Source organism: Nocardia sp. 852002-51101_SCH5132738 (assembly GCF_001665695.1).
GTDB classification, from domain to species: domain Bacteria; phylum Actinomycetota; class Actinomycetes; order Mycobacteriales; family Mycobacteriaceae; genus Nocardia; species Nocardia nova.
The window spans coordinates 1-18,210 of record NZ_LZML01000145.1 but is presented as its reverse complement, the minus strand read 5'-3'; the positions used below and the strand labels follow the sequence as shown (position 1 = coordinate 18,210).

General features: G+C 70.5%; 1 protein-coding gene. It reads right to left on the bottom strand.

What is annotated here, in order from left to right; genetic code table 11:
- Window positions 1-152: 152 nt before the first annotated feature.
- The coding region (locus tag A5789_RS20545) for a non-ribosomal peptide synthase/polyketide synthase (protein WP_156773023.1) at window positions 153-18,210 on the bottom strand (18,058 nt) is incomplete at its 5' end.

Genomic DNA, 18,210 nt, shown 5'->3' with positions numbered 1-18,210 from the left:
AGGATCTGGGTGAGGATCGCGGTGTAGTCGGTGCCTGTCATACTTTCTTCCTTCTTCCTTTCACGGTCGCGAACCGCGAACGCCGGACCGGCGCCCGAGGGCCGCACGGAACTTGATCGGTTCCGGGCTGATGAGGCGAAAAGCGATGCGGATCAGTCTGTTTCGCCGTTGTTCAGGTGTTCGCTCAGCACCGCGCCGATGCGTCGCAACGGTTCCGCGGACGTCATGCGCCAGTGGGTGGTGGGCAGGCGGTGGCGCCGCACCGCGCCGCTGACCGCCGATATCCACCCGTCGGCGCCCGGCTCGCTCGAGGCGTCGCGGGCGGCGACGAAGTACGTCAGATCGCCTCGATAGATCCGAGGCCGATAGGCGGCGGCCAGATCGACCGATTCCAGCGCCGCCTCGAGGACGGCGGTGATCCGATCCCGGCCCAGCGACGCGAACGGTTCGGGCAGCATGTCGAGGAGCGCGCCTCGATCCTCCGGCAGGGCGTCGCCGAAGTCCTCGATCCGCTCGCCCAGCAACCCGCCCAGCAGTTCCGGCAGCGCCACCGGCTCGAACTCGTCGGCATCGGGCTCGCCGAGCCGGCTGTCCATCACGGCCAGCAGTTCGACCCGCTCACCCTCGTCCTGCAACTGCACCGCGACGGCATGGGCGAGCACGCCGCCGAGCGACCAGCCCAGCAGGTGATACGGACCGTCCGGCTGCACCGAGCGGATCGCCTCGACATAGCGCCGCGCCCACTGCTCGACGGTGCCGGGCAGGTCCTCCCCGCTCAGCGCCGGCGATTGCAGACCGTAGAGCGGCCGCTCCACCGAGGCGGCCAAGCCGGCGAACGACCAGGCGACACCACCGACGGGATGCACACAGAACAGCGGCTCGCCGATACCGCTGCGCCGCAACGGAAGCAGCACGTCGAAGGCGGCAGCGGGATCGATATCGCCTGCGGCCCGGTCCAGTTCGGCCAGCACGGCGGCAGGCGTCGGCGCGGTGAACAGCGTCAGCACCGGAACCTGTTGCCCGAGTGCGGCAGTCAACCGCGCCGCGAGTGTGGTCGCCGAGAGCGACGTGCCGCCGAGTTCGAAGAAGTTGTCCTCCAGGCCGAATCGCTGCACACCCAGCACCTGCGCGAAGGTCTCACAGACCAGCGTCTCGGCCGCGGTCCGCGGAGCGCGGAATTCGCGCACCGCGCGCGGCGGCGCCGGGAGGGCACGGCGTTCGAGTTTGCCGGACGCGCTCACCGGAAGTTCGTCGAGCACGACCACGACCGCCGGAACCATGTACGCGGGCAGATGCCGCGCGAGTCCGGCACGCAACCGATCGGTGTCGACGGTGTGCCCGGCCTCGGCGACCACATAGGCCACCAACTGCTGGTCCATGCCGTCGTCGCCGCGGACCAGTGCGACGGCCTGGGCGACCTCGGGCTGTGCGACCAGCGCCGCCTCGATCTCCCCGGGCTCGATCCGCAGCCCGCGCAACTTCACCTGGAAGTCCGAGCGGCCGCGGTACTCCAACTCGCCGTCGGCATTCCACACCACCAGATCGCCCGTGCGGTACATGCGTTGCCCGCCCGCTGCGCCCATGCCCCCTGACCCGCCCAGGAAGGGGTCGGCCACGAACCGGTCCGCGGTCAGATCGGGGCGTGCGAGATATCCGCGCGCCAGCTGGATCCCGGCCAGGTACAGCTCGCCGGTGACCCCCGCCGGCACCGGGCGCAATCGTGAATCCAGCACGTAGACACGGGTATTGAAGACCGGGCGGCCGATCGGCACCGTGGCGGTATCGGCATCGGTGACCTCGTGGTAGGTCACGTCCACCGCGGCCTCGGTGGGCCCGTAGAGGTTGTGCAACCGGGCGCCGGTCAGGGTCCGCAACCGCTGCGCGACCGCCGGCGGCAGCGCCTCGCCGGAGGCGAAGACCCGCCGCAGCGAGGTACCCGCACCGGCCCCCGATCCCGCGACGAACGCCGCGAGCATCGACGGCACGAAGTGTGCCGTGGTGACCGATTCGGCCGCCACCAGGCGGGCCAGATATTCCGGATCGCGATGCCCCTGGGGTGCGGCCAGCACCAGCCGGGCACCGATCTGCAACGGCCAGAACAACTCCCACACCGACACGTCGAAGGTGACGGGCGTCTTCTGCAGCACCACGTCGTCGGTCTGGAGCCGGTATTCCGACTGCATCCACACCAACCGGTTCACGATCGCCCGGTGGCTGACCGCCACGCCCTTCGGGCGCCCGGTCGACCCGGAGGTGAAGATCACGTAGGCGATGCCGTCCGGCCGCAACGGACACACCCGGTCCGCATCGGTCACCGCGGCGTCATTGTAGTCCGCGAGGTTCAGCCTATCCAGCGCGATCGCGCCGTCGATCGTCGAATTATGCAGTCCCAGCACGCATTCCGGCGCCGCGGTGTCGAGGATGTGACGAATCCGCTCGTCCGGCTGATCCGGGTCGATCGGCACATAGGCGGCGCCGGCCTTGATCACCGCGTAGACGGCGACCAGCAGTTCGACCGAGCGCGGCAGTGCCACCGCCACCCGCTGCTCCGGGCCGATCCCCCGGCCGATCAGATACCGGGCCAGCCGGTTGCTCCGCGCATCGAATTCCGCATAGGTCAGAACCCGTTGTGCAACACCGGTTCCCGCGCGATCCTCGGCGAGCGCCACCGCCTCGGGATGCACAGCCACCGCGGCCGCGAACCGGGCGGTCAGCGTGTGCGGATGGTCGCTGCCGAAGACCGGCGGTAGATCCCGGGAAGTGTCGTTGTAGTCGACCAGCATGCGGGTGCGTTCGGCGTCGTCCAGCAGGTCGATATCGCCGATCGCCACCTCGGCGTCGGCGGCGACCCGGTCGATCACCCGCAGGAACCGCTGCACGAACCGCTGCACCGTGGCCGCGTCGAACAGGTCGGTGGCGTAGGTGACGGCGGCCGAGATGCCCGCGGGGGCGCCCTGCTCGTCGTAGGTGTCCGTCAGATACCAGTGCAGATCGAATTGCGATGTGCGCGTGTCGACATCGAGTTCGCTCACCGTCACGCCGGGCAACCGCACCTCGGCCCGTTTCAGGTTCTGGAACGACAGGCCCACCTGGAACAGCGGATGCCGCGCCGTCGACCGGACCGGATCGAGCAGTTCCACCAGCCGTTCGAACGGCACATCACTGTTGGCGAAGGCCGCCAGATCCGTCTCGCGAACCTGGTCGAGCAGCTCGGCGAACGACGCCTGCGGCGCGACCCGGGCGCGCAGCACCAGCGTGTTGACGAACATGCCGACCAGGTCGTCGAGTTCCGCCTCACCCCGGCCCGCGATCGGCGCGCCGACCGCGACGTCGTCGGTGGCGGCGAGCCGGGCCAGCAGGACCGACAGCGCGGCGCGGACCACCATGAACAGCGAGGCGTGGCGGGTGCGGGCCAGCCGGTGCAGGGCCGCATGCCGCTCGGCGCCGATCTCGAACGTCAGCGCCCGGCCGCGCAGCGACTGCACCTTCGGGCGCGGTCGATCCGCCGGCAGCGCCAGCTGTTCGGGCAGGTCCGCGAGGGCGGTCCGCCAATGCGCGAGCTGACCCGCGACCAGGGATCGCGGATCGTCCTCCGCGCCGAGCAGCTCCCGCTGCCACACTGCGTAGTCGGCGTACTGCACCGGTAGCGGGGACCACTGCGGCGCCGCACCGGCCGTGCGCGCGGTATAGGCGGTCAGCAGATCCCGGACCAGCGGCGCGGCCGAGGCGCCGTCGGCGCAGATGTGGTGCATCGACAGCACGACGATGTGCTCGGACGTATCCGTCACCCGCAGCAGCGCGGCTCGCACCGGAATGTCGGAGGTGACATCGAACGGGCGCGAAAGCATCTGCGCGACTTCGGCTTCCACCTCGGCGGCGATCACCGAACCGACCGTGAACTCGGCGTCGGCGCCGGCCAGGATCTGCTGGAACGGTCCGTCGTCACCCTGCGGATAGACGGTCCGCAACACCTCGTGCCGTTCGACCACATCGGCGAAGGCGAGCTCCAGTGCGGCGGCGTCCACCGCACCGGTCAGGCGCACCGCGAACGGCACGTTGTAGGCCGCGGAGGTCGGGTCCATGCGATTGAGCAACCACATCCGCTGTTGTGCCGGTGACAACGGGATCCGTTGCGGCCGTGGCCGTGCGGCGAGCTCGACCCTCGTCGTCCCGGCATGGGCGGCCAGCCGTTCGGCCAGGGCACGCACCGTCGGCGCCTCGAACACCGTGCGCACGGGGATCCGGGTCGCGGTCCGGGCGCCCAGGCGCGCGACCACCTGGGTGGCGATGAGCGAGTTGCCGCCGAGTTCGAAGAAGTCGTCGTCGGCGCCGACCCGTGGCACCCCGAGCGCCTCGGCCAGGACCGCGGCGACCAGTCGCTGTTGCGGTGTGGCCGGTTCGCGGTAGGGCCGCACCCGGAACTGTGGTTCCGGCAACGCCTTCCGATCCAATTTGCCCACCGGGGTGAGCGGCACGCGGTCGAGGACGACGATCGCGGCCGGCACCATATGCGACGGCAGACTGCGCGCGGCATAGGCGGTCAGCTGCTGCGGATCGACCGAACATCCCTGCACCGCAAGCACGTACGACACCAGCGCGGTGGCGCCGGCCGGAGTCTCGCGACCCAGGGTGACCGCGAAATCGATATCGTCGTGGCCGGTGAGGACCGCGTCGATCTCGCCGAGTTCGATGCGGAAGCCGCGCACCTTGACCTGGAAATCGGTGCGGCCCAGATATTCCAGCTCCCACTCGCCCTCGCCGCCGACGATCCAGCGGACCAGGTCGCCGGTGCGATACATCCGGGTTCCCGGCGTGCCCCACGGGCAGGCGACGAAACGTTCGGCGCTCAGCCCCGCCCGGGCGTAGTACCCGCGGGCCAGGGCGTCGCCCACCACGTACAGCTCACCCGCGACGCCGGGCGGCACCGGCTGCATCCGCGCGTCGAGTACCAGCGTCGTCGTGCCCGGCACCGGGGTTCCGATGGTGATCGGCACGCCCGCGACCAGGACCGCGTAGGCCGAGGAGATGGTGGCCTCGGTCGGCCCGTAGCTGTTGACGAAGCGGCGGCCGGGCTGCCATTTGGCCAGCAGTTCCGGCGTGGTCGCGTCGCCGCCGGCGACGACGACCTCGAGGTCCGGCAGTCCGGACGGATCGACGGTGGCCAGCATGGCCGGGGTGATCATGGTGTGGGTGACCCGCTCGGCGCGCAGCAGTTCGGCGAGTTCCTGTCCGCCCAGCACCGACGGCGGCGCGATGACCAGGGTGGCTCCGCTGCCGAAGGTCAGCAGCCACTCCTCCAGCGACTGATCGAAACTCGGCGAGCAGACGTGCAGGAAACGGTGCCGCGGCTCCACCCGGCACAGGCGGGTGGCATGGGCGGCGAGATTGGCGACCCGTCGGTGCGTGACCGTGACGCCCTTGGGCAGGCCGGTCGAACCCGAGGTGTAGATGGTGTAGGCGGCGTTGTCCGGGCGCAGCGGACGGATGCGATCGGCATCGGTGATCGGATCGTGGGAACGGGCCGCGCAGGCCGCGGCGGTGGTCTCGTCGTCCAGCGCCAGCCAGGTGGTGGCCGCGGGCAGGTCGGCAGCGAATTCCCGTGTGGTGATGCCGATTACGGCAGCCGAGTCGACCACCATATGCCGGACTCGATCCGGCGGGTAGCTCGGATCGACCGGCACGTACGCGCCGCCCGCCTTCGCGACCGCCCAGACCGCGGCGATCATCTCGTAGGAGCGCGGCAGCGCGATCGCGACCGCGCGCTCCGGCCCGACGCCCGCGTCGATCAGCATCCGGGCCAGCTGCGAGGACTGCCGATCCAGCTCCCCGTAGGTCACCGATCGACCGTCGATGCGCACCGCGATCCGGTCGGCGCCGTGCCGCAAGCCGCGAGTGAAGATCTCCGGCAGCAGGCCGTCCGCGAGCACCGGGCCGCCGTCCATCCGGGTGAACTGCTCGTATTCGGGCGCCGACAGCAGCGGCAGGCTGCCGACGGCCCGCTCCGGGGTGGCGGCCACGGCCGTGAGCAGTCCGGTGAAGCGCCGGGCGAACGATTCGACCGTGGTGTGGTCGAACAGATCACGCGCGTACGACAGGTCGGCGAGCAGTCCCTCTCCGGTCTCCTGCACGGTCAGCGACAGATCGAATTGTTCGGCGTCGAAATCGAAGTCGACGGCCTCGACCCGCAGGCCGGGCAGTTCGAAATCGCGCTGCGGCAGGTTCTGGAAGGTCAGCATCACCTGGAACAGTGGATGGCGGGCCGTGGAGCGCTCCGGATTCACCAGCTCGACCAGTCGCTCGAAGGGCAGATCGGCGTGTCCGAACGCCTGCACATCGGTATCGCGTGCGCTGCGGAGCAATTCGGTGAAGGTCGCCTCGCCCGGAACCCGGGTGCGCAGCACGAGGGTGTTGACGAACATGCCGACCACATCGTCGAGTTCGGCCTCGCCGCGGCCCGCGATCGGGGTGCCGACCGCGACGTCGTCGGTGCCGGCCATGCGTGCCACGAACAGCGCCCACGCGGCATGGACCACCATGAACAACGTCGCATTGTGGGCGCGCCCCAACTCGGCCAGATCCGCGCGCAGCTGCTCCGAGATGGGGAACACCACCCGTCCGCCGCGTGCGGACTGCACCGCCGGACGCGGGCGATCGGCGGGCAGATTCACCTCGTCCGGCAGACCGGCCAGGGCCTCGCGCCAGTAGCGCGCCTGCGTCGAGATCAGGCTCCGCGCATCGTCTTCCGAGCCCAGCACCTGCCGCTGCCACAGCGCGTAATCCGCGTACTGCACCGGTAGCGGCGTCCAGTGCGGAGCCTGGCCGGCGCTGCGCGCGGCGTAGGCGAGCATGACATCGCGGGTCAGTGGCCGCATGGACCAGCCGTCGGCGGCGATGTGATGCACCACGAACACCAGCACGTGTTCGTCTGCCGAAAGGCGCAGCAGCGCAATGCGAATCGGTACCTCGGTGCTCACGTCGAAGCCGGCCGAGGCCAGTTCGGCGATGCACGCCGCGACCTCGTCGGCGCCGACCGGCCGCGGGGTGAGGTCCGCGCCCGCCTGCGCGGCGGGCAGGATGTGCTGCACGACACCGTGGGCCGTCTGCGGATACACGGTGCGCAACACCTCGTGCCGGGACAGGACGTCGAGCACCGCCTGCTGCAACGCGTCGACCCGCAGCTCACCGCGCAGCCGCACGGCGGCGGGCACGTTGTAGGCCGCGGATTCGGGTTCGAACTGGTTGAGGAACCACATCCGCTGCTGTGCCAGCGACAGCGGCAGCGCCTCGGGCCGCGGTCCGGCGGTCAGCGCCGTGCGACCACCGGAGCCGATGTGGCCGTCCACGCGCACCGCGAGCGCGGCCACCGTCGAGGCCTCGAACAGCAGCCGCACCGGAATCCGGGCGTCCAGGGCCGCGCCGAGGCGGGCGGATACCTGGGTGGCCAGCAGCGAGTTGCCGCCGAGGGCGAAGAAGTCGTCGTCGGCGCCGACCCGGGGCGCCCCCAGCACGTCGGCGTAGATATCGGCGATCGTCTGTTCCACCGGGCCGGCGGGAGCGCGGTAGGCGGTCGCCTCGAAGACGGGGCGGGGCAGCGCGGCCCGGTCCAGTTTGCCGTTCACCGTCAGCGGCAGCGCCTCGAGGACGACGAACGCCTCGGGCACCATGTAGGACGGAAGTGTCCGGGCCAGAGCCGCTTTCACCTCGGCGATATCGACATCACCGGCGGACGGGACGAGATACGCGACCAGTCGATCGGCGGTGCGCGGATCCGATACGGCCAGCACGGCGGCCTGCGCGAGCGCCGGCAGCGCGAGCAGCGCTGCCTCGATTTCCCCGAGTTCGATGCGGAAGCCTCGCACCTTCACCTGGAAATCGGTGCGGCCCCGATATTCGAGTTCGCCGGCCGCGTTCCAGGCCACCACGTCGCCGGTGCGATACATGCGGGCTCCGGATTCGAACGGGTCGGCCACGAACCGTTCCGCGGTCAGATCGGCGCGTCCGTCGTAGCCGCGCGCCAGCTGCGCACCGGCCAGATACAGCTCACCGGGCACGCCCACCGGCACCGGCAGCAGCCGCGAATCCAGCACGTACACCCTGCTGTTGGCCTCCGGACGACCGATCGGAACGGTCACCGTGTCGGTGTCGTCGACCGCGTGGGCGGTGATCGAGACCGCGGCCTCGGTCGGGCCGTAGAGGTTGTACAGGCGGGCGGAACCGGCGCGGCGCACGCGCTGAGCGGTAGTCGCGGGCAGGGCCTCGCCGATGGCGAGGATGCGGCGCAGCGAGGCCGGCAGGCGTCCGCCGGAGGCGGTGAGCAGCGCGTCGAGCATCGACGGGACGACATGCAGCGTGGTCACCCGCTCACGCCGCATCAGCTCGTCGAGGTAGGCGGGATCGCGATGGCCGTCCGGGGCGGCGACCACGAGCCGGCCACCACAGACGGCGGCGGACCAGAACTCCCACACCGACAGGTCGAAGGTGGCGGCGGTCTTCAACAACACCGCGTCGTCGGCACCCAATTCGAATGCCGCCGTCTTCCAGCGCAATTGGTTGACGATCGCCTCGTGCGCGACGGTGACGCCCTTGGGCCGGCCCGTCGATCCGGAGGTGAAGATGACATAGGCCGGATGCTGCGGCAGCAGCGGGGCACGGCGGTCCCGATCGGTCACCGGGGCGGCGGACAGCTCCGGCACCTCGTCGATGTCCACCACGCGGAACTGCCCGTCCGGCAGCGTCGGTGCGATATCCGAGGTGGTCAGCACACACAGCGGAGCCGCGGTCGAGAGGATGTAGTCGACGCGTTCGGCCGGCTGGTCCGGATCGACCGGCACGTACGCGCCACCGGCGACGCCGACCGCGTACATGGCGACGATCAGTTCCCGGGAACGGCGCACGGCCAGCGCCACGCGGGTCTCCGAGCCGACGCCCAGTGCGATGAGATGCCGGGCGAGACGGTTGACCTGCGCCGACAATTCGGCATAGCTCACCGGTTCACCGGCGCCGTCGCGATCGACGATCAGCGCGGGTGCGGAACCGGCGGCTTCCACCGTCGCGTTCCACAGCGCGGGAAGCGTTGTCGCGCAATATGTTTCGGCGGTATCGTTCCAGGTCTGCAGAATCCGCGCTCGCTCCTGCGACGCGAGCAGATCCACCGAGCCGAGCGCCCGAGCCGGATCGGCACACACCGCTTCCAGCAGCCGCAGCAGCCGCTCGCCGAAGCCGGCCACGGTGGGGGCATCGAAGAGAGCGGTGGCGTAGGTGAGGGAGGCGGCCATGCCGAGCGGCGCACCGGATGCGTCGTAGCGGTCGGTGATCACCAGATGCAGGTCGAACTGCGAGACCGCGGTATCGAAATCCGCCGCGCTCACCGTCAGGCCGTCCAGCGCGAATTCGGCGGCGGCCTGGTTGTGGAAGGAGAATCCGACCTGGAACAGCGGATGCCGGGCGGTCGACCGGACCGGGTTCAGCACCTCCACCAGCCGCTCGAAAGGAATGTCGGCGTGGGAGAAGGCGGCCAGGTCGCCGTCGCGCACGCCCGTGAGCAGTTCGGCGAAGCCGGCGCCCGGATCGACCTCGGTGCGCAGCACCAGGGTGTTGACGAACATGCCGACCAGTTCGTCGAGGGCCCTGTCACCGCGGCCGGCGATGGGAGTACCGATCGCGATATCCGTCGAGGCCGACAGCCGCGACAGCAGGGTCGCGAAGGCGGCGTGCATCACCATGAACAGCGTCGCGCCGTGGGTGCGCCCGATCTCGGCCAGCCGGGAGTAGGTCGAGGCGTCCACGGTGAAATCGACGGTGCCGCCGGCGGTGGAGACCGTCGCCGGACGCGGCCGGTCAGTGGGCAGCGCCAGCTGGTCCGGCAGCCCCGCCAGCGTGCGGGTCCAGTACCCGATCTGCCGGGCGGCCGGCGATTCCGGATCCTCCTCGGAGCCGAGCACCTCGCGCTGCCAGAGCGCGAAGTCGGCGTACTGGACCGGCAGCGGCGTCCAGTCCGGCGCTGTCCCGCCGCGGCGGGCGGCGTAGGCGGTCATCACGTCCCGGGCCAGCGGTACCAGCGAGGACCCGTCGGCGGCGATGTGATGCATGGCCACGACCAGGACGTACTCGCTGCCGGGTGCGTCGGTGACGACGAACAGCCGGGCCCGCAGCGGCACCGCGGCCGTCACATCGAACGGCTCGGTGACGAAGTGCGATACGGCATCGAGCATGTCGGCGCCGCGCAGCGGCACGGGCGCCAAATGCGGTGCCGGGGCGTCGGCGACCGGGAGGATCACCTGCACCGGTCCCGCGTCGGTCTGCGGATACACCGTGCGCAGCACCTCGTGCCGGGCCACCACATCGGCGAACGCGGCATTCAGCGCGGGCACGTCGAGTGCACCGCTCAACCGCATCGCGAGCGGGATCGTGTAGGCGGCGGAGTGCTCGTCCATCCGGTTGAGCAGCCACATGCGCTGCTGCGCGAGCGACAGCGGCACCGGCCCGTCGACGGCGCGCGGGGTGAGCGCCACCCGGGCCGGCGCGCCCTCCGGCGCCGCGGCGACGGCCGCCAGGGCGGCCACGGTGGGATGTTCGAAGACGGCGCGCACCGGCACCGTCGTGTCGAATGCCGATCCGAGCCGCGCGGCCAACCGGGTTGCGGTGAGCGAGTTGCCACCGAGTGCGAAGAAGTCGTCGTCGAGGCCGATGCGGCGGGCTTCGCCGAGGCCGAGCACCCCGGCCACGATGTCGGCGACCGTGGATTCGGCGGCCGTGCGCGGGGCGCGGAATTCGGCTACCCGGAAAACCGGCTCCGGCAACGCCTTCCGATCCAGTTTTCCGGTCGGCGTCAGCGGAATCTCGTCGATGACCATGATCGCGGCCGGGACCATGTACGCGGTGAGGCTGCGGGAGGCGTGGGCCACCAGTTCGTCCACGTCGACCACGTGCCCGGCTGCGGCGACCACATAGGCGACCAGCGAGGTCTCCCCCGCCGCATCGAGATGGCCGAGGGTGGCGGCGAATCCGACCGACTCGTGCGCCGCGAGCACCGCGTCGATCTCGCCGAGTTCGATGCGCAGGCCGCGCACCTTCACCTGATGGTCGGAGCGGCCCACGTATTCGACGACGTAGTCCTCGCCGCGCGCCACCCAGCGCACCAGATCGCCGGTGCGGTAGAGCCGCTCGCCCGGCGCACCGTACGGATCGGCGACGAAGCGCTCGGCCGTCAGCGCCGCCCGCGCGTGATAACCGCGCGCGAGCCCGGGGCCGCGCAGATACAACTCACCGGTGACGCCGAGTGGCACCGGGCGCAGCCGCCCGTCGAGTACCACCGCCGACATTCCGGCGATCGGGGCGCCCATGTCCAGCGGGTCGCCCGGACGCTTCACCGCGCTCACGGTGGCGAACACGGTCGTCTCGGTCGGGCCGTAGGTGTTGTGGAATTCGCGGCCCGCGGCCCAGTGAGCCATCAGGTCCGGACCGTAGGCCTCACCACCGACCGTCAGCCGTCGCAGCCGGGGCAGCGCGGCGGGGTCGAGGGTCCGCAGCACGGCGGGTGTGATGAAGGCGTGCGAAACACGCTGCGCTGCCAGCAGTTCCGTCAGCTCGTCGCCGCCGTACACGCCGACCGGTGCGATGACGGCGGTCGCCGAGCCCGCGAAGGCCATCAGCAGTTCCAGCATCGACGCGTCGAAGCTCGGGGAGGAGGCGTGCAGCACCCGCGCGCCCGAATCGACCCGATAGTGCCGGCGATGCGCGGCCACGATGGCCCCGATACCGCCGTGGGTCACCACGACGCCCTTCGGCTTACCGGTCGTGCCGGAGGTGTAGATCATCCATGCCGGATTCTGCAACCGGACCGGGCGCAGCAGTTCGTGCGCCTCGATCGGCTCGGGAGAAGTATTCCGCAGGCGCGCAGCGAATTCCGGCGCGTCGACGGTGAGCGCGCGCAGCGTCGCCGGGAGCGCGACGGCGTCCGCGACGGTGGTGATACCCACGGCCGCACCGGAATCGGCGAGCATATGGGCGATCCGCTCCGCCGGATAGTCCGGATCGACGGGCAGGAAGGCGGCACCCGCCTTCGCCACCGCCCACCAGGCCACCACCCACCGCACCGAGCGGGTGATCGCGATCGCGACGAAATCCTCCGCGCCGACGCCGGATTCGATCAGGACCCGCGCCAATCGGCTCGATTCGGCATCCAGTTCCGCGTAGGTCACATCCCGGCCGTCGCCACACAGCGCGATACCGGTGGGATTGCGGCGCGCCGCCTCCGCCAGGAAATCCGCGAGTGTGCGGGCGGCGACGAACGGCGTGGGCCGAGCGTCGAGCAGGGCCGCGTGTTCGGCCGGGGACAGCAGGTCGATATCGCCGACGGCGCGCCGCGGCTCGGCGACGGCGGCACCGATCACCCGGCCCAGCCGCCGCAACAGTCCCGCCGCGGTGGCCGGGTCGTACAGGTCGGTGGCATAGGTGAGTTCGAGCGGCAAGTGCCCCTCGGCGTCCAGTTCGTCCGACACGGTGAACTGCAGGTCGAATTTGGCCACGGGATTGTCGAATTCGACCGGTTCGAGGATCAGCCCCGGCACGGCGTGGGTGTGCGAGCCGAGGTTGAGATAGCTCAGCGACACCGTGAACAGTGGGTTGCGATCCGCGGTGCGTGCTACGCCCAGGGCGTCGACCACGCGATCGAAAGGCAGTGCCGCATGAGCGAATGCGGCCAGGTCGACGGCGCGGGTGTGCGCGAGCACCGCATCGAAACTGTCGCCGATCCGAGGTCTCGTCCGCAGCGTCAGGGTGTTGACGAACATGCCGATCAGCTCGTCGAGTGCACTGGCGCCGCGTCCGGCGACGGGGGTACCGATCGCGATGTCGTCACCGCCGGACAGCCGGCCCAGCAGCACGGTCAGGGCGGCGTGCCAGACCATGAACGGGGTCGCGCCGTGCGCCTTGGCGAGGCGGTGGACCGCACCGGCGACGGCGCCGTCGATACGACCGCGCACGACCGCACCCCGGCGCGAGGCCACGGCGGGGCGCGGCCGGTCGGCGGGCAGGGCGAGTTCGCCGGGCAGATCCGCCAGCGTCCGGGTCCAGAAGTCCAGATGTTCGGCCTCGGCGGCAGCCAGCGACTGTCGTTGCCACAGTGCGTAATCCGCATACTGCACGGGCAGCGCGGGCCAGTTCGGCGCGGTCCGCGTCCGACGGGCCAGATAGGCGGCGATCAGATCCCGCAGCAGCGGATTCAGCGAATAGCCGTCCGCGGCGATGTGGTGGACGACCACGACGAAGACGTGGCTGGTGTCGGATTCGCGGATGAGCAGGGCCCGTACCGGCGGTGCGGCGGTGACGTCGAAACCGCGTCCGGCGAAGTCGGCGATCGGCTGCGCCGCGGCGCCCGTTCGGCTCTCGAACTCGATATGCGCCTGTTCCGGAGGCAGCACTGCCTGGCAGCCCTCGCCCTCGGCATCGAGCGGATAGTAGGTGCGCAGCGCCTCGTGGCGGGCGACCACATCGGTGAAGGCGCCGTACATGGTCGCCTCGTCCAGATCGCCGAGGATGCGCACCGCGACCGCGATATTGTCGGCCGCCGAATCCGGAGCCAGGCGGTTGAGGAACCACATGCCCTGCTGCACCGGCGCCAGCGGAACGACCTCGGGCCGTTCGGCGGCGACGGGCCCGGGCAGATCCGTTGCACTGCCGTCGATGTCGCTCATGGCGGCGGCCAGACCGGCGACGGTCGGGTGTTCGAACAGCAGGCGCACCGGAACGCGACGGCCGTGGCGCTCGCCGAGCCGGGCCAGTACCCGCGTGGCGACCAGCGAATTACCGCCGAGGGCGAAGAAGTCGTCGTCGGCGCCGACCCGTTCGATGCCGAGTACCTGTGCGAAGGTTTCGGCGACCAGTCGTTGAGCCGGTGTGCTCGGCTCCCGGTACTCGCCACCGCCGAAGACCGCCGCGACCCGCGGATCACCGGCATCGGGCAGCGCAGTGCGATCGAGCTTGCCGGAAGCATTGAGCGGGAACGCGTCCAGGACGACCACGGCCGACGGGACCATGTACCCGGGCAGTTGCGCGACGGCGGCGTCGCGCGCCCGCTCGCCGAGGCCGGGTGCGACAGAGCCGTCGCCGGCCGGGGTGACGAAACCGATGAGGTGATCGCCACCCGGAGCCGTCACGGTTCGCACGGCCGCCGCGGCGACACCGGGCACCGCCGCGAGCACCGCCTCGATCTCGCCGAGTTCGATGCGCTGACCGCGGAACTTCACCTGGAAGTCGGTGCGGCCGAGGTAGATCAGTTCCGGTGCGCCGCCGCCGACGTCCCAGCGCACCAGATCACCGGTGCGATACATCCGGGAGCCGGGTTCGCCGGCGCCGTTCGACACCGCGAACGGATCGGCGACGAACCGGTCGGCGGTGAGGTCGGCGCGGCCGTAGTAACCGCGCGCCAGTTGGGCGCCGGCCAGATACAACTCCCCCGCGACACCCGGCGGGGTCGGCCGCAGCCGCGAATCCAGCACGTAGACGCGGCTGTTCCATTCGGGCCGGCCGATCGGCAGGGCCGGGCGGTCGGTCACCCCGGTGACATCCCGGTAGGTGATCGAGACTGCCGCCTCGGTGGGCCCGTACAGGTTGTGCAGCCGCGCCGAGCTGATCGCGCCGAACGCCCGCACCGTCTCGGCGGGCAGCGCCTCACCGATCACGAACACCTGTCGCAGCGACCGCACCTGCGCCGAGCCGACCTGCGCGGCGAAGACACTGAGCATCGAGGGCACGAAATCGGTGACGGTGACGCCGTATTCGGCGATGGTCTCGGCGAGGTAGCCCGGATCGCGGTGGCCGTCCGGAGCTGCCAGCACCAGGGTGGCGCCGATCCGCAACGGCAGGAAGTAGCCCCACAGCGAGACGTCGAAGGTGGTCGCGGTCTTCTGCAGGTACACATCGGCGGCGGTGAGCCGGTATTCGGCCTGCATCCACGTCATCTGATTGACGATCGCCGCGTGAGTGACGGTGACGCCCTTGGGCTTTCCGGTCGAACCGGAGGTGAAGATCACGTAGGCCGGATGGTTCGCGTACATCGGGCTGTGACGTTCGTTCACCGCGATCGGGTCGTCGCGGTAGGCGTCGAGGGCGACGGAGTCGACCGCGACGGTCGGGCCGTCGAAGTCCACCTCGGCACCGGCGGTGGTGAGCAGGACCGCGGGCCGGGCCGTCTCCAGGATGTGGGCGATGCGCTGGGCCGGATGGTCGGGATCGATGGGAACGTAGGCCCCGCCGGCCTTGAGCACGGCGTACATCGCCACCACCAACGCCGGCGAACGCCGAATCGACAGGGCGACCAGCGATTCCGGGCCCGCCCCGGCGGCGATGAGGTGGCGGGCGAGCCGGTTGCTGCGGCTGTCCAGCTCGCCGTAGGTGAGGACGGTCGGCGCCGACCCGTCGTCCGGGATGTAGCGCACCGCGGGCAGTTGCGGCGCGGTCGCGGCCTGGGCTTCGAATTCGTCGAGCAGCAGTTCCGCGCCGAAACCGATATGCGCCGAATCGTTCCACTCGGTGAGGACGCGCTCGCGCTCACCGGCGGCGAACAGGTCGATATCGCCGACGACGCGCTGCGGCTCGTCGATGACCGACTCGAGCACCCGCAGGAACCGCGCGGCCAGCCCCTCGACCGTCGCCGCGTCGAAAAGTGCTGTCGCATAGGTGAACCCGATCTCGCGATCGGTGACGGTGACCTGCAGGTCGAACGGATTCACCGCGGTGTCGAGGCGCACCTCGCCGACGGTCAGCTCACCCAGTTCGACCGTCACCGGATTCAGGTTCTGGAAGAACAAGGCCACCTGGAACAGCGGGTGGTGGGCTTGCGATCGAGGCGGGTCGAGCACCTCCACCAGCCGCTCGAAGGGGATGTCGGCGTGGGCGAAGGCGGCGAGATCACTCTCGCGCACCTGCCGCAGCACGGCCGAGAACGGCTGCGCCGCCTGAATATCGGAGCGCAGCACGAGGGTGTTGACGAACATGCCGACCAGATCGTCGAGCACCGCCGCACCACGTCCGGCGACCGGTGCGCCGATGGCGATGTCGGCCGTACCCGACATCCGGGCGAGCAGTACCGCGAGCGCGGCGTGCACCACCATGAAGGGCGTGCTCTCGTAGCGTCCGGCCAGGTCGTCCAGGCCGGCGCGCAGCCGCGCGTCGAAGTCGACGGTGATCGTGGCCGCCGCGTGATCGGCCACCGCCGGGCGTGGCCGGTCGGTGGGCAGGTCCAGCCGGGCCGGAAGTCCGCGCAACCGGTCGCGCCAGAACTCCAGTTGGCGCGCGGCCGAGGACTCGGGATCGGATTCCGCGCCGAGTACGTCGCGCTGCCACAGCGCGTAGTCGGCGTACTGGATCGCCAGCTCGTGCCACTGCGGCGCGGTCCCGGCACTGCGGGCCGCGTAGGCCGTGGCGATATCGCGCGCGAGCGGTCCCATCGAGAAGCCGTCCGCGGCGATGTGGTGAACGACGAGAACCAGAATATGTTCGGGCGCAGCGCTTTCCGATCGCACCGGCAACAGGGCCACGCGCAGCGGAACCTCGGTGGTCACATCGAAGGGTTCGGCGACGAATGCGCCGATGACCGCGGCGATGTCGTCGTCGTGCAGCCGCGACAACACCGGTACGTGGTCGGCGGGCCGAATCTGCTGGTAGCCGATGCCGCCGATATCCGGGTACACCGTGCGCAGCGTCTCGTGGCGCGCGACGATATCGGCGAGTGCGGATTCCAGCGCCGCCGTATCCAGCGCACCGGTGAGGCGCAGCGCGACGGGGATGTTGTGCACGCTCTGCCCGGGGTCGAACCGGTTGAGGAACCACATCCGCTGCTGCGCCGGCGAGAGCGGCACCAGGTCCGGGCGCGGGCGCGCGATCAGCGGCACGGCGGCGCCGCGGCCCGCGAATTCCGCGGCGCGGGCGGCCAAGGCGCCGACGGCCGGCGCATCGAAGATCAGGCGTATCGGTAGTTCGGCGTCGAGTTCAGCGCCCAGCCGGGCGGCCACACGGGTGGCGGTCAGCGAATTGCCGCCGAGGGCGAAGAAGTCGTCGTCCAGTCCGACCCGGTCCAGACCCAGCAGCTCCGCGTAGACGGCGGCGACGGCGAGTTCGGCCCGCGTGCCGGGAGCGCGGTAGGCGCGCGCCCGGAAAGCCGGCTCCGGCAGGGCTTTCCGGTCCAGTTTGCCCGACGCGTTGAGGGGCAGGGCGTCCATGGTCATGAGCACCGCGGGGACCATGTATTCGGGCAGCCGCCGGGCACAGTCGGCGCGCACCCGCTCGGCATCCAGGTCACGGCCGGACGCGGCGACCACGTAGGCGACGATCCGATCGCCGGTGTCGCGGTCGTCGCGCACCACGGCCACGGCCTGGGCGACGCCCTCGGATTCGCGCAGGGCGGCCTCGATCTCACCGAGTTCGATGCGCAGGCCGCGCACCTTCACCTGGAAATCGGCGCGGCCCATGTATTCCAGTTCGCCCGTGGCCTGCCAGCGTGCGATATCGCCGGTGCGATACATGCGTTCACCGGCGCGGAACGGATCGGCCACGAAGCGGTCCGCGGTCAGGTCGGGCCGGGCGACATATCCCTCGGCCAATTGTGCTCCGGCAAGGTACAGCTCGCCGGTGACACCGGCAGGGACGGGACGCAGAGCCGAATCCAGCACGTAGACACGGGTATTGGCGACAGGACGGCCGATCGGCACGGTCACGGTGTCGGCATCGGTCACCTCGTGGAAGGTGACGTCGACCGCGGCCTCGGTCGGACCGTACAAATTGTGCAGCGGCGCACCACCGAGCTCACGCCAGCGCGCGGCCGTATCCGCGGGCAACGCCTCACCCGAGGTGAACACGCGACGCAGGCGCGCGGGAACCATCGCGGCGGCATCGGCCGCCGCGTCGACGAAGACCGACAGCATCGAGGGCACGAAGTGCGCGGTCGTGATCGCCTCGTCGTCCATAACGCGCGCGAGGTAGACCGGGTCGCGGTGGCCGTCCGGACGCGCCACCACCAGCCGCGCACCCACCTGCAACGGCCAGAAGAACTCCCATACCGACACATCGAAGGTCGCCGGAGTCTTCTGCAACACCGCATCATCCGCACCGAGGCGATACTCCGACTGCATCCACACCAGACGATTCACGATCGCCCCGTGACTCACCGCCACACCCTTGGGACGACCCGTCGACCCCGACGTGAAAATCACA